The 13,925-nt window shown below is 66.4% G+C and carries 12 protein-coding genes; 10 read left to right on the forward strand and 2 right to left on the reverse strand.

Going from position 1 to position 13,925, the window contains the following annotated elements; translation table 11 throughout:
- Positions 1–3 precede the first annotated feature (3 nt).
- Both ABZ827_RS04905 and tatB read right to left on the reverse strand, forming a co-directional pair.
- Positions 4–867, reverse strand: a complete 864-nt coding sequence (locus tag ABZ827_RS04905) for a helix-turn-helix domain-containing protein (protein ID WP_357232890.1) — start codon at positions 865–867, stop codon at positions 4–6.
- 55 nt (positions 868–922) lie between these two features.
- On the reverse strand, positions 923–1,384 hold the full coding sequence (tatB, locus tag ABZ827_RS04910) for a Sec-independent protein translocase protein TatB (protein ID WP_357232891.1): 462 nt from the start codon (positions 1,382–1,384) through the stop codon (positions 923–925).
- A 379-nt stretch (positions 1,385–1,763) separates the two neighbouring features.
- Here tatB and ABZ827_RS04915 point away from each other — a divergent pair, with 379 nt between their 5' ends.
- The 10 genes from ABZ827_RS04915 to tatC all read left to right on the forward strand — a co-directional run bounded on the left by ABZ827_RS04915 (position 1,764) and on the right by tatC (position 13,890).
- Complete coding sequence (locus ABZ827_RS04915; RefSeq protein WP_357232893.1) at positions 1,764–3,185, forward strand: condensation domain-containing protein; 1,422 nt, start codon at positions 1,764–1,766, stop codon at positions 3,183–3,185.
- On the forward strand, positions 3,182–4,609 hold the full coding sequence (locus tag ABZ827_RS04920) for an MFS transporter (RefSeq protein WP_357232895.1): 1,428 nt from the start codon (positions 3,182–3,184) through the stop codon (positions 4,607–4,609). The genes ABZ827_RS04915 and ABZ827_RS04920 overlap by 4 nt, the downstream gene beginning before the upstream one ends.
- Positions 4,609–6,180: a glycosyltransferase family 39 protein gene (locus tag ABZ827_RS04925; protein WP_357232897.1), complete on the forward strand. Its 1,572-nt coding sequence runs from the start codon at positions 4,609–4,611 to the stop codon at positions 6,178–6,180. The genes ABZ827_RS04920 and ABZ827_RS04925 overlap by 1 nt, the downstream gene beginning before the upstream one ends.
- A 194-nt stretch (positions 6,181–6,374) precedes the next feature.
- Entirely contained in the window at positions 6,375–7,355 is a 981-nt protein-coding gene (locus tag ABZ827_RS04930) for an alpha/beta hydrolase family protein (RefSeq protein WP_357232899.1), read from the forward strand.
- Positions 7,356–7,535: 180 nt separating this feature from the next.
- The gene (locus ABZ827_RS04935; RefSeq protein ID WP_357232901.1) at positions 7,536–8,741 is read left to right on the forward strand and encodes an oxygenase MpaB family protein; all 1,206 of its coding nucleotides are present in this window, start codon (positions 7,536–7,538) and stop codon (positions 8,739–8,741) included.
- A 105-nt stretch (positions 8,742–8,846) separates the two neighbouring features.
- Positions 8,847–9,662: a lytic murein transglycosylase gene (locus ABZ827_RS04940; protein ID WP_357232903.1), complete on the forward strand. Its 816-nt coding sequence runs from the start codon at positions 8,847–8,849 to the stop codon at positions 9,660–9,662.
- Between the two features lie 261 nt (positions 9,663–9,923).
- A complete protein-coding gene (locus ABZ827_RS04945) occupies positions 9,924–10,172 on the forward strand; it encodes a hypothetical protein (protein WP_357232904.1) in 249 nt (82 codons plus the stop codon).
- Positions 10,173–10,748: 576 nt separating this feature from the next.
- A complete protein-coding gene (locus ABZ827_RS04950) occupies positions 10,749–12,533 on the forward strand; it encodes an FAD-dependent oxidoreductase (RefSeq protein ID WP_357232906.1) in 1,785 nt (594 codons plus the stop codon).
- Positions 12,534–12,627: 94 nt separating this feature from the next.
- Positions 12,628–12,882: a Sec-independent protein translocase subunit TatA gene (gene tatA, locus ABZ827_RS04955; protein ID WP_357234492.1), complete on the forward strand. Its 255-nt coding sequence runs from the start codon at positions 12,628–12,630 to the stop codon at positions 12,880–12,882.
- Positions 12,883–12,993: 111 nt separating this feature from the next.
- On the forward strand, positions 12,994–13,890 hold the full coding sequence (gene tatC, locus ABZ827_RS04960) for a twin-arginine translocase subunit TatC (protein ID WP_357232908.1): 897 nt from the start codon (positions 12,994–12,996) through the stop codon (positions 13,888–13,890).
- The last annotated feature ends 35 nt before the right edge of the window (positions 13,891–13,925 follow it).

The raw sequence follows: 13,925 nt of genomic DNA on the forward strand, positions 1-13,925 counted from the left end.
GGTTCATTGATATAGATATCGCGGGAATTCCACCGCGTTGCCCATCGGCCGATCCGTACGAATTGCCCTGCCGCCGAGGCGGAATCTGCGGGCGATGAGCGCGGACCGCAGCAGCCAGCTGTCCTGTGGCCGCATGGGGTCGAGTCCGATGAGCTGGTGCATACGCTCGAGGCGATGGCGCACGGTGTTCACGTGCAGCCCCAATCGCCGCGCCGTACGCCGTGGCTGAAACCCGGTCTCGAGGTGGTGCCCCAGGGTGTCCAGTAGATGTGGATGGGCCGCGAGCGGTTCCAGGAGGGCACCGAGATGATCGAAGGCCGGGCCCGGCCGGGTGATCTGGTACTCCAGCGCCAGATCCTCCCACTGGTACATACCCGGTTGGCGACCCAGCCGCACCGCGACCTCCAGTAGATCGTGGGCGAGTTCGGCTGCGGCCGGAATCTTTTCGGTCTCGGCGTGTACCACGGTCGCCAGCAGGTCGGCATCTGCGGCATCGGACAGTTGGGTCAGCAGCTCGTCGGCGCTGCGCGCGTGCCGGCCCATTCCCGGTATCAGAATTGTGTTCCGCTCCGGTCCCAACTGCGCGGGCAGCGGATCTGGTCCGTCGAGTAGGAGTTCGGCGCGTATACGCTCGATGATTTCGCTGTCTTCCGGCGTAACACGGTGCCGCCGAGGCGGCTTCACCGTGCGTGTCGTCACCGCGATGACACCGTACCGGTCGGTGTAGGCGTACCCGGCGATCCGGGCGGCGGCCGCGGCCCGCGGCGGGGACAGCAGCGATCGGGCGAGTTCTTCGCTGGCATACTGCTGCCGGCTGTACCGCCGGTCATCGGTATCGTTGCCGGCGTATCGTGTCGGTCCGCTCATCCGGGATGCTCCGCTCTCGTGGTCGTGGCAGCGAACGGGACCGTTGTGTGTGGTACTAGGGGGCCGGTTCGCCGGATCGGTTGCTGGTACCCGGATGACCGCCGGGCGCGGCCGGTTCGCCGGAGACCGGTTTCGACAGGTCCACCACCGGAGCTGCCGGGGTTTTGTCCATCAGGCCGAAATTGCCGGGATCGATCTTCTCGGCGTTGATATCGGCCATGAACGACTGGATATCCTCGGGTATCAGCGGTTCGTCACCGAGTAGGTGCCGGGTAACCAGCGTGCGCGGGTTCACGGTGCGTAGCCGCCGCAGTTCGGTCAGTGGAGCCCGGAGTTCGTCGATCTCGGGGCCGAAATCGCGCTTCAGGTCCGCGGTCGCGCCGGTGGCGTAGTCACGGGCCTGCCGCAGCGCCCGGGCCGTCCATTGCGCGGCTCCGGGAAGCCGTTCCGGGCCGAGGATTACGAGCGCTGCGACGAGGAGAACCAGGATCTCGCCCCATCCGATGCTGCTGAACACAGGGCGAGCGTAGCGCTCGGAATTCGCCTGAATTACAAAGCAACGTAACTTTGTTCACTGTCACATAAAGAACGCCGGTAATAGTCGTGCCTCGTGGACAATCCGGTATTCCGGCCGCCGGACCGTTATTTGGATCATGGTCCAGCTACCCGATCGATAGCGGCTGGGGTTGCTCACAGAATCGGCACGAGCTCTGGGCGCTGTGCCGATCGGTGTCGTTAACTCGTGGATGAGTTCGCCGGGGAACACGTAGTTTTCGGCGGCTCCGGCGTCCGGAACGCCGATGCGACGGCCGGTCTCGGCCGTCGGTTCCCGGGCCGGTGCGCGCACAACTGTTGTGACAGCGTCCGGCCCCAGTCGGTACGAATCGAGGCAATCGGTGGTCAATTACGGCTTCTTCGAAGAATGGGATCCGGCGGGAGGTGTACTCACCACGTGGACAGCCACGCGCGAGTCGCGCGAGGCAGCTCGTCGAGCGCCGGTTCATCCCGCCGCGCCCTCGTACCAGCAGCAGGTCTACCTCCGCGCCGCGCACCGCGAGGCGAACGCGGAGTTCCGCGCGTCCCGGTTGTGCATGATCGCGTTCGATCTCCCCGGATCGCCCGACCATCGCGCCATGACCCGGACGGTGAACGCGTTTCTACGCCGCCACGATACGTTCGCCAGTCACTTCGTGCGCCGCGCGGACGGGTCGTTCGCCCGGCACGTCACCGATCCCCGGACGATCGAATTCCTGCCGGTGCGTCACGGCGAGGTCGACGGGAGTGCGACGGTGCGGGCACATGTACAGCAGGAAACCCCGGGACCGACCCGATGGGATTGCTTCACCTTCGGAATCATCGAGCGCGCGGATACATTCACGGTCTACGCGGCGATCGACCATCTGCACACCGACGGTGTCGCCCAGGCGCTGACCTTTGTCGATCTGCTGACCATCTATTCCGCGGAATGCGCGGACCATTCGCCCGCGCTACCGGAGGTATCCGGCCATATCGCCTACTGCGCGCGGGACCGGAGGGTGAACGAAGCCCTCGGGAAGAACTCGCCAGGGGTGCGTGAATGGCGCAATATCCTGTATCGGCACGGTGGTGAGATCCCGTCGTTCCCGCTGGATACCGGGGTGGGGCCGGGCGGTTACACCCACGGGGCACAGGTGACCGCGACTCTGCTGCCGGAATCCCGCGCCGTCGAGTTCGACGAACTGTGCGCGAAGCAGGGCGGGAGGTTCCTGGCCGGAATCTTCGCGGTGGCGGCATGTGTGGAAAAGGAACTCGCCGGCCGGTCGCGATATCTCGGCCTGACACCGGTGAACACCCGGCACACCGACGGCGAAGCGGCGTCCGTGGGGTGGTACACGAACCTTGTCCCGGTTGCTTTTCCCGTGGGCCCGGCCGACGATTTCGCGTCCCTGGTGAGCGCCGCCCAGCGGGCCATGGACCAGGCCAGACAGCTGTCCGACGTATCGCTGCACCGGGTGCTGGAGCTCGCGGCCGACGATACGAATATCGCCGCCGCCCCGGGATGTTCGACTCCGATGCTGTCGTATCTGGACATCCGGCGGATTTCGGGCGCGGCGATGTTCACGGCCGTCAACGGCGGGATCTATGCCAACCCGCTCAGTCCGCGTGAGGTCTACATCTGGGTGAACCGATTCGCGGAGGCCACGCGGATCACCGTGCTGTTTCCCGATACCGATCGGGCCCGGGAGTCGGTCGGACGGTATCTCGCGGTATTTCGGCGGGTAGTTGACACCGTTTGTGCCACAGGAGAGTGCGGACTCGCCGTGGAAACTGTGCCGTGATCGTTTCGACGGTGTCGGGCGGTACTGCCCGGCCGGCTGGCCGCCGGGCCCGCGTAGCCCGGGGACCGCTGTTCGCCTGCATGCTCGCCGTCGTGGTCCAGGTGCTGGATCTGACAATGCTGGCCTCGGCGCTGCCGGCGATCGCTCGTGACGTCCCGCTGCCGGCGATGCAGCAGGTCCTCGTGGTCTCTGGCTACAGTCTGGCCTTCGGCTGCACGCTCATCGCCGGGGCATACCTCGGTGACCGATACGGGCGCCGGCGGGCGTATCTGACCGGTATGGCGGGTTTCGCCCTCTGCGCGGCCTGGTGCGCCGCGGCCGGCGGTGGCGCCGAACTGATCGCCGGACGGTGTGCGCAGGGCCTGTGTGGTGCGCTGGTGGCGGCACAGACCCTGGCGATCATCACCACATCGTTCGACGGGCGGCGCCGGATGACCGCGTTCGCCGCCCACAGTGCGACCGCCGCGGCCGCCGCCGTGGCGGGCCCCGTCCTGGGGGGCGTACTCGTCGATTCGGATCCCATGAGTATCGGATGGCGCTCGCTGTTCCTGACCGAGATGTCGATCGCGCTGGTCGCGGTGGCCGTTGCCGGGCGATTCCTGCCACGGGACCGGCCCACCGCCGCGCGACGACTGGATACCGTCGGCGCGGTCCTCTGCGTCGCCTTGATCGCGGTGCTTCTTTACCTCGTGATACCGGTCGGCGGAACGCGATCTGTGCTCGAGTGGTCGCTGGCCGGGACGGTCGCGGCGGTGCTCCTGCCGGTTGTCGTGCGTCGCGGCCGCGGTGCGGGCAGTGCACCGGCTTTTCCGGCGGGCCTCTTCGCCCGGCGTGAATTCGCCCTCGGTGCTGTCGCGGTAGTGGGTTTCTCGGCGATATTCGCCGGGATGCCGGTCACTGTGTCGAAGACCGTTCAGCTCGGCCTGGGCTTCACCGCACAACAAGCCGGATTGCTACTGCTACCGAGCGCCGCCGGTGCGGTCGTGGGCGCGCTCACCGCACCGATCCTGGTGAACCGGGGCAGGAACGCGACGCTCACCGCCGGGATGATCCTTTTCGGATTCGCCACGGCCACGGTCGCGCTGCTGATCGATCCGGGTGCCGGGCGGATCGACGTGCCCGCACTGGTGGTGCCCCTGACCGCCGCGGGGATCGGTCTCGGCTGGTTCGCGGCGCCGCTGCCCGCCCTGTTGATGGCGGGGATCGGCCCCGCGGATACGGGCCCGGCCTCGGGCCTGGTGCCCACACTGCAGCAGCTGGGGAGCGCCCTGGGGCCGGTGGTCCTGCTCACCCGGCTCGACCCCGGAATGCCAGGGAACATCACATATGCCTACCTTGCCGCGCTCGGCACCGCCCTGTGGATCGTAGTCGCCGCCGCCGCTGTCCTGTCGGTGGTGGTCCTCGCGCTGCCCCGGGGGCGATGATGTCCTCTCCGCGGATCGCCCCTCCCACCGGCACACCGGATGTCCGGCGTCCCCGGACTTCCGGGGTGCCGCCGTTCGCGACGGTTCCGGTGGCCATCCCGGCGTTCGTGGCTGGGGTGGTGTTCCTGCTGCGGGTGGACCGATACGGCCATTTCGGTGACGAACTGTATTTCCTGGCGGCCGGCCGGCATCTCGCTGCCGGATACGTCGATCAGGGCCCGGTCGTCGCGGTCATCGCCCGTGCGGTCGATCTGCTCGCCCCTGGGTCGCTGGTGGTATTGCGCACTCCGGCGGTCCTCGCGACTGTCACGGCCATCGTGATCACTGCTGCCGTGGCGCGCGAGTTCGGCGGTGACACCCGTGCGCAGGTGCTCGCGGCGCTCGCGTACGCGACCTCTCCGTTCGCGCTGTCCCAGGCCGCCTCGCTGTCGACCTTCGCGCTCGACAGCACATGTTCGGCCCTGGTGGTGTGGCTGCTGGTGCGGTGGACCCGGATTCGGGACGACCGGCTGATCCCGGTGGCGTTCTGCGCGGCGGCACTGGACCTGCAGATCAAATGGCTGGCGATCGTGGTTCTGATCGGACTCGCCGCCGGTATCGCATCCCTCGGTCCACGCGACCTGCTGCGCAACCGGGTGTTCTGGGTGTCCGGTGCGGGGGCGGCGGTGACGGTGCTGCCGGCGATCGTCTGGCAGGCCGGGCACGGATGGCCGCAGTGGGCGATGGGGGAGGCGATACGCGCGGAACAGCAATTGGCGACCGGGGGTCGCGCAGCCCTGCTCGGACACCAGTTCGTACAGGCGGGTGCCCTCGGCTCGATTCTCCTGGCCGCGGCGACAGCGGGTTTCCTGCGATACGAGGGTTTGCGCCGCTACCGGTTCGTCGCGGTGGCGGCCGCGGTGGCGCTGCTGTTCGTCTTTGTGACCGCCACTCGCCCCTACTACACCGCCGCCGTGCTACCGGCCGTGTTCGCCGCCGGCGCCGTCGCGGTAACGGCCTCGTCGTGGCGGTGGTGGCGCCGGCTGCATCTGGGTCTCGGTGCGGTCTCCGCGGTGATCGCACTTGCCGCGGTGGTCGCCCTACCACGGCCCGCGGATTCCCTGCGAGAACCCAGCGATTCGGCCACACAGGTCTACAGCCGGATGCGGATATACGGGACGAGCGGTTGGCCGGAGCTGACGGTGACGGTGACCGGCGCCTATCGGGCGCTCCCCGCGGACGTAGCGCGTCGGACGGTGATCGTCACCGATTCGTATTGGCAGGCCTCGGGGCTCGAGCACTTCGCGGGCGAGGAACTGCCGCCGATCTACAGCCCGAATCGGGGATACGCCTATTTCGGCCGGCCACCCGATGCGACCGGCAACGTGCTGTACGTCGGCCCATGGCGGGGCGGGACGGGGCTGTGCGCACACTTCCGGACAGCCACGGCTGTGGCAGCGGCCGATGATCCGCTCGGCTTTCCCGGTATCAGCCGGTCGGTAACCGTCGCACTGTGCACGGAACCTCTTCGACCGTGGCACGAAATCTGGACGCGCACAGAAACTCTGGCGCTCGATATGGGTGTCGCGTGAGCACGCGGCACAGCGTATTCCTCCCCGAAGGAGTAATGATGACCCGGTACGTACCGGATACAACGGAGTTCGCCTCGCGGACCACGGAGTCCGTGCCGAGGAAACGACGGTTCAGCGCCGGGCGGAGGTGGATCCCCGGGGCTTCGGGCGGTGGCCCGCGCACGATCGCACGATGGTTCGCCGCGTTGCTGCTCATGACGATTGTGCCGGTCGTCGGCACGGGCCAGGGTGCGTCGGCTCCGGCCGATTCCGGAGATCACCCCGGAGGTTCGCATATCGTCGGCATCGAGCCGGACCCCGACGGGGTCCTGGATGTCCAGGTGTATTCGGCGGCCATGGATACCGTCCTCGGGGTCAAGGTTATCCGCGCGCGCGATACCGCCACCCCGGCGCCGACCCTGTACCTGCTGAACGGGGCCGCCGGCGGACACGGTGACAGCAGCTGGCACCAGAAGACCGATATCCGGGGATTCTTCGCCCACGAACAGGTGAATGTCGTGATACCACTGGGCGGTTCGGGCAGCTATTTCACCGATTGGCTGACCGACGACCCGGTGCTCGGCCGCCAGCAGTGGACGACCTTCCTGACGCAGGAGCTGCCGCCACTCATGGACGAGGCGTTCAACGGAACCGGCGTGAACGCCGCCGCGGGTATATCGATGGCGGCGACATCTGTCTTCCAGCTCGCCCTGGCAGCCCCGCGGCGCTATGTGGCGATCGGTTCGTACAGCGGCTGTATTCGCACCTCGGACCCGATGGGCCGGGCGATGGTTCGCGCGGTGGTCAGCCGCTGGGGCGGCGATGCGACCAATATGTGGGGGCCGTGGCAGAGCCCGGCGTGGACGGCCAATGATCCCTACCTTCATGCCGGCAAATTGCGCGGAGTCACCCTGTACGTCTCGACCGGCACCGGATTGCCGGGGCCGCTGGAAACTGTGCGGGGGCCGGGGATCAACGGTGATCTCGGCAAACTCGTGGATCAGTCGGTGGTGGGCGGTCTGCTCGAGGCTGTCACCAACCAGTGCGCGTACTCATTGCGAGACCGGCTGAACGAACTGCGAATCCCCGCGGTGTTCGATCTACGGCCGAACGGGACGCATTCGTGGGGTTACTGGGAACAGGACCTGCACAAGTCGTGGCCGCTGTTCCGGGACGCGTTGGCACGCGGCCGTTGACGGGCGGCCGGCGGTCGTACGGCACCTGTGGGCGATTGACCCTATGTAACGGGATCGGTATCATTGGTGCATACCCTTTCGGGTTTCGATATTCCCCATTCCGGTATTCCGATATTGCCCGGCCGCATTCGACCGTGCCGCCGATCCCGTACGCCCCGTCGATTATTCGAAGGAACAGATATGGCTGTGATCGTTCCCGTCCGGCATCCCGAACTACCCCGCAAGCTCCCGGCGATGCGTGCCCTCGCCGCCATGGTCGGTGTCTCCGGACCGACACCGGCGCAATGGAAGGAGCTCGGCGAATCGCTGACGATCGGCGATCCGCCGATGGACGCCGTAGTCGACTGGATGTACCGGGACGGGCTGGAGGTCACCTGGCCACTGTTCGACGAGGCGCTGCGGGAAGGAATCGCCGAAATGCGCGGCGCGCCCCGGCCGCTACGGGATTTCTTCGTGCGGGTGGAGTCCCCACCGCGGTGGCTGGATCCGGAACAGTTGCGCCGGGGCGCGCGGGTATACCGGCTGGGCGGGGTCGACGGTGTCTATATCGCCCGCGATGTCTCGTTTCTCGGTGGCTACCTGGCCTCCGGATTCAACAAGACACTGCTGCGGACCGGGGCGCTGGAGAAGGGCCCCGCGAAACGGTTCGCCGAAACGGCCCAGTGGGCGTTGAACGTCACCGCGGAGAACGGGTTACAGCCCGGCGGTATCGGCTACCGGTCCACGATCCAGGTACGGCTGATCCACGCGCTGGTGCGGCGGCAGGTCGCGGCCATGCCCGACTGGCAGGGGTCCGACTGGGGACTGCCCATCAACCAGACAGATATGGCCGCGACGCTGGTGGGAGCCTTGATCGCGCCGCTGGTCGGATCCGTGCCGATGGGAATCGTGCCACCGCGGCGGGATCTGGACGCCGCCGCGCATCTGGTTCGCTACGTCGGCCGGCTCATCGGTGTGCAGGACAGTTTCCTGCCCACCGACTTCCCCGGCGCTGTGCGGGTGCTTTACCACACGCTCGCAGCGATCACCGACCCGGACGAGACGACGCCCCAGCTCGCGGTGCCCATGGCCGATGACCCGCTGAACTGGCACTACCGGAATTTCCCGGCGCTGCGCGGGCGGATCGCCCGAGCCCAGCACCTCTCCATCGCCAGTGCGCTGCTGGGCCCGAAGGCGATGCGCAGGCTCGGACTTCCGGCGTATATGCCGCCGTGGTACCCGCTGTTGCGGCTACCGGTGAATCTGGTCCGGTCGGGGCTGATCCGGCTGCCGGGTGGCGCGGACCGGGCAGCAGCCCGCGGCCGCCGGGCCCAAGAGGCGTTCCAGTGGACGCTCACCGGGTCGGATGCGGTGGTGATCGGCGACTCGGTCAGGGGGTTCAGATGAAGGAGCACGTTCTATGCCGAAACGGACGGCACTCGTACACAACACTTTCCGCGGCAGTCCGCCGGCGCGACCCGCCGGTGCCGCCCGGCGGGTGGGTACCCGCTGATGGGCAGGCATTCACGCCGACGGCGCCGGGCGCTGCCCCGGATCTCGGTGGTGACCCTCACCAGCCTGATCCCGACCGGCGTCTTCGCTGTGGCCGGTCCCGCGGACCAGGCGGTCGGGGCGCCCGAGGATGACCTCGCCCGGGGGGTGAAAGGGGTGGCCGGGAATCCGGTCGCCACACCCCGGACCCGGGTGGCTCCGGTGCCTTTCGTACCGCTGAAGGAAGCGAAACCGGCACCCCCGCCCCCGCCACCGATCGTGGCCGTCTCGGCCGCCGGAGTACAGGACATACCGGCGGTGGCGGTGGCCGCGTACCGCAACAGTGCCGAGGTGCTCGGCGCCGAGGATCCCGCCTGTGGCCTGCCGTGGACCTTGCTCGCCGGAATCGGACGAATCGAGTCCGGGCACGCATTCGGTACGCTGGACGACGGCGCCGGAAATCCGGTTCAGCCGATCTACGGTCCCGTGCTGGACGGGAGTCTGGACGGAAACGAAATAATCACCGATACCGACGACGGCCTCCTCGACGGTATGACGACCCACGATCGTGCGGTGGGCCCGATGCAATTCATTCCGGAAACCTGGCAGAACTACGCCTCGGACGGAAACGGTGACGGGGTGACGGACCCGCAGAATATCTTCGATGCCGCTCTGGCCGCGGGCCGGTATCTCTGTGACGGCGGTTCCGAGCTCGATCATCGCGAACAGCGTGAGCGGGCGATCCTGCGCTACAACAACTCCATGGCCTATGCGGTCTCGGTAATGGCCTGGGAACAGTCCTATCGCGAGGGCTCCGATCCCACGCAGGTGAGCTGAGCGCCCTCCGGCCGCACGAATTCAGGTCAACCGTGATACACGCATATCGGGGGCGCGGGAATACTCTTCCTTTTCCGGCGGGCAAGGAACCGACGGTCTTGTCGCCGCCGATCGATGCGGATATTCGGGGGTGGTGAACAGTGAATACAAAGAAGTGATAGATCGGCTTATATACCGTCACAAACTATCTCGACGAAGAAAATATCCACGATACGATCTGACACGTCTTATCGGATAGCCGCGCGAAAGGTTGAGTGATTTATGCGTGCTATGACAAAAGTGGGTGCAGCCGGAATGATTTTCGGTGGCCTGGTATTCGGTGCGATACCGGCGCAGGCTGATCCGGGCACAGTCCTCGAGCCCGCGGCACCCGTCGCGGAGCCGGCGGCGATCGCCGATCCGCTGTCTTCGCTGAGTGCCACCGGATCCGGTGCGGTCAGCGCCGGATCGTCGGTGCTCTCCTGTGTCGCGTCGACCGTTTCGGCCGGTCCGTGGTGTCTGCCGGGGTAGCATTCGCGCGGGTGTCGGTTCGGACGCGATAATTCGGGCCGGTAACAACCGCTTTCGCGGTGCGGCGGCGGTTCGGGAGTGATCCCGGACCGCCGCCGCTTTCGTTGTTGTGAACCTGTCACAGCGGTTCGGGTACTCGGTAGGCAATTCTCCGATCGCGTCCCGAAAGTGGCTGTGGTGCCCTGTTCTACAGGTACCGTATGTGACGGGCACCGTAACGCGCGGCGGGTGCCTTTTCTCGCTCGGCGGTTTCGAAATATTGGAACAGGCACCGATCGGGGCCGCCGAGCGAGATATCCGCTGCCACTTCGAATAGTCCGCTTCCCGGATCGTCGCATTCGCGCATATCCGACCTCGTCGGACCCGGGCCCTCACTGCTGGGGTGGCGGCCGGAATTGTTCTGTTCCCCGCTCTCCGTGAATATTTGGGTAGCCGCTTGGTAAGCGGTTGCGGAAATCCACGTCACTGTCTGTGACATCACATCAATAGCGAAACTTCCGTTGACCACATGTATCGAATCTAGATACGTTGTTGCCCACCTGATCGGAAGCCTGATGCCAAAAAGGACGTGATCCAATGGCCGAATCCGAAGTCTCCCGCCGTAGTTTCGTGAAAGGTGCTGCGGCCGGCTCGATCGCCGTCGCCGCCGTGACAGCCACAAACAGCGGTTTGGTAGGCCTCACCAATGCCCACGCCGCACCCGACAAGAAAAAAGTAGCTGTGCTGGGTGGCGGTATCGCCGGTCTGACCACGGCGCACGAATTGGTCGAGCGCGGGTTCGAAGTCACCGTGTACGAACGTCGTGCCTGGGGTGGTAAAGCCCGCAGTATCGACACACCGCTGCCGGTGGCCGGCGGCCGCAAACCACTGCCGGGCGAGCACGGCTTCCGATTCTTCCCCGGCTACTACCAGGCCATCCCCGATACGATGAGCCGAATTCCCTTCGAGGGAAACGAACGTGGGGTGCAGGACAATCTCGTCGAGGCGCTCACCGCGACCGGCGCGCAGGCATCCCCCGACATAACCATCCCGTTCGCGCTGGATTTCGACGCGATCGGGCTGGCGGCGAACCCGGAGAAGATCATCCGGACACTGCTCGGCGGAATGATCTGGCTGCCGAAGCTGCCGATCCCCGATCTCGTCGTGCTGCTCCGGTCACTGCTCGTCTTCTTCACCAGTAGTGACGAGCGCCGGCTCGGCCAGTGGGAGCACACTTCCTTCAAGGACTTCGTCCTGATGGACGGCTCGAACCCCACCTACAACCTGCTCATCTCCACCGTCACCCGCGCCCTGGTGGCGGCCAAAGAGGAGAAGGCCAGCGCCCGGACGATCTGCAACCAGGCCGAGGGATTCCTCGCCGCCATCCTGCACCGCACCGACGGCCGGTTCCCGGACCAGGTCCTGAACGGGCCGACGAACGAGCGGTGGTTCAACCCGTGGCTGGCCTATCTGGAGAGCCAGGGTGTCAAGTTCCAGATGGGTACGGAAATCAAATCGCTGGAAGTCGCCGACGGGAAGATCAGGGCGGCGAAGGCGACCACCGAATCCGGTGACACCGATATCGAGGCCGACTGGTTCGTGCTCGCCTTCGCCCCGGAGCAGGTGCCGCAGTACCTGAGCCCGGAGATCATGGCGCTGGATCCGGATCTGGAGCGGATCAAGAAGCTCGAGGTGGACTGGATGAACGGTATCCAGTTCTACCTGAATACGGATAACCGGTTCTTCCGGGGCCACGTCGGCTGGATCGACTCGCCCTGGCGCCTCACCGGTATCCAGCAGGGCCAGTTCTGGACCACCGACTTTGCCGACACCTATGGCGACGGCAATGCCAAAGACTGCCTGTCGCTGTGCATCTCGGACTGGGAGGTGCCGGGCCAGGTCGTGCGCAAGCCCGCCATGGAGTGCAGCCCGGAGGAAATCGCCAAGGAGGTCTGGCATCAGGTCACGAAGGCGGCCCAGGGCGAGCCGTTGGTCCCCGATCTGACGGACCGTCAGCTGCACTCGTGGTTCCTCGATCCGGGATACCGGTACGATCCGGCCGCGGGCAAGGGTACCAACGAGGACTACTTGATGATCAACACCAAGAGCTCCTGGGAAAATCGTCCCACCGGGCCCACCAAGGTTCCGAACCTGTTCCTGGCCGGCGATTATCTGAAGACCGAGGTCGACCTCGCGACGATGGAAGGTGCGTGCGAGGGCGGACGGCACGCGGCGAACGCCATCCTCGACGCGGCCGGCTCGGATGCGGAGAAGGCAGTAATTCTGCCGCACCCGACTCTGAAGGAGTTCGAAGGGGCCCGGAAGCTCGACGCCAAGCGGTTCGCGGCCGGTCTGCCCAACCTGCTGGATTTCAAGCGGTAATCCGTTCCATTTCAGTTCGGGTCCGGCCGGCCCGGGTCCCCTCGCCGGGCCGGCCGGACCCCTTCGATAGTGATTGGAGGCAGCCATGGGTTCGATGAGCCCCGCACACTGGCTGATAGTGGTCCTGGTCTTCGCGCTGTTCTTCGGTGCCAAGCGGCTACCGGATGCCGCCCGCAGCCTGGGACGCTCGATGCGAATCTTCAAGACCGAAGTACAGGAGATGCATCCGAAGCCGGACGCGGATACGCCCGCCTCCGACGGTGCGACGGTGCGGCACCTGCCCGCGGGCGAGCAGTCCGTGCAGGTGTCCGAGGCGAAACTGGTCCTGCGGGATTCGGCGCGAGCCTGACAATTCCGGCGATATGCCGGGGTGCGGTGCCGCCGGAAGATCCGGCGGCACTGACACTTCTGCGGCCGTGCCGTGACCACCTGGCGCGATAACACCACCCGAGGCGAGGTAATGGGAATTTTCGTGGAGCTCCTTCGCGGCAGGCGACGGTCGAACTCCGACGGCACGATGCCGCTGGTCGAGCATCTGCGCGAACTGCGCGGCCGACTGTTGAAATCGCTGGCCGTGGTCGCCGTGACAACACTGATCGGCTTCTATTGGTACAGCCACTCGGTCCTCGGCGTGCCGAGCCTCGGCGATATGCTGCGCGGACCGTATTGTTCGCTGCCGCCGAATGTGCGCGCGGCGATCACACCGGACGGTACCTGCCGGTTGTTGGCCACCGCGCCGTTCGAGCAGTTCGTCCTGCGCCTGAAAGTGGGTCTCACCGCCGGCGTCGTCCTGGCCTCGCCCGTCTGGCTGTATCAGCTGTGGTCGTTCGTCACACCGGCCCTGCGCGATTCCGAGCGGCGGTATTCGGTGGGCTTCACCGTGGTGGGCAGCGCCCTGTTCGCCTGCGGTGCGGTGCTGGCCTACCTGGTGGTGTCGCACGCCCTGGGCTTCTTGCTCGCGATCGGCGACAACGCGCAGATCACGGCGCTGAGCGGCGCCGAGTATTTCGGCTTCGTGATCCAGTTGCTGGTGATCTTCGGTGTCAGCTTCGAAACTCCGCTGCTCATCGTCGGACTGAACCTGATCGGCGTACTCGACTACGCGAGGCTCGCGGCCTGGCGGCGTGGAATCATCTTCGGGCTCTTCGTTTTCGCGGCCGTGGTCACCCCACAGGACCCGCTTTCGATGCTGGCCCTCGCCCTCTCGCTCACGGTGCTGTTCGAGCTGGCCGTCCAGTTCGCCCGATTCAACGATAAGCGCCGGGCCCGGCGGGCCGAGCACGCACTACCCGATGATGTCGCCTCCGAAATACCTGAACCCGAACCGGAACCGGTGCACGGGGGCGACGCCGGATAGCTACTGCCGGGCTCCGGCGGCGCCGGCCGCCGGAG

It is taken from the genome of Nocardia sp. NPDC019395, assembly GCF_040632335.1.
Taxonomy (GTDB): Bacteria; Actinomycetota; Actinomycetes; order Mycobacteriales; family Mycobacteriaceae; genus Nocardia.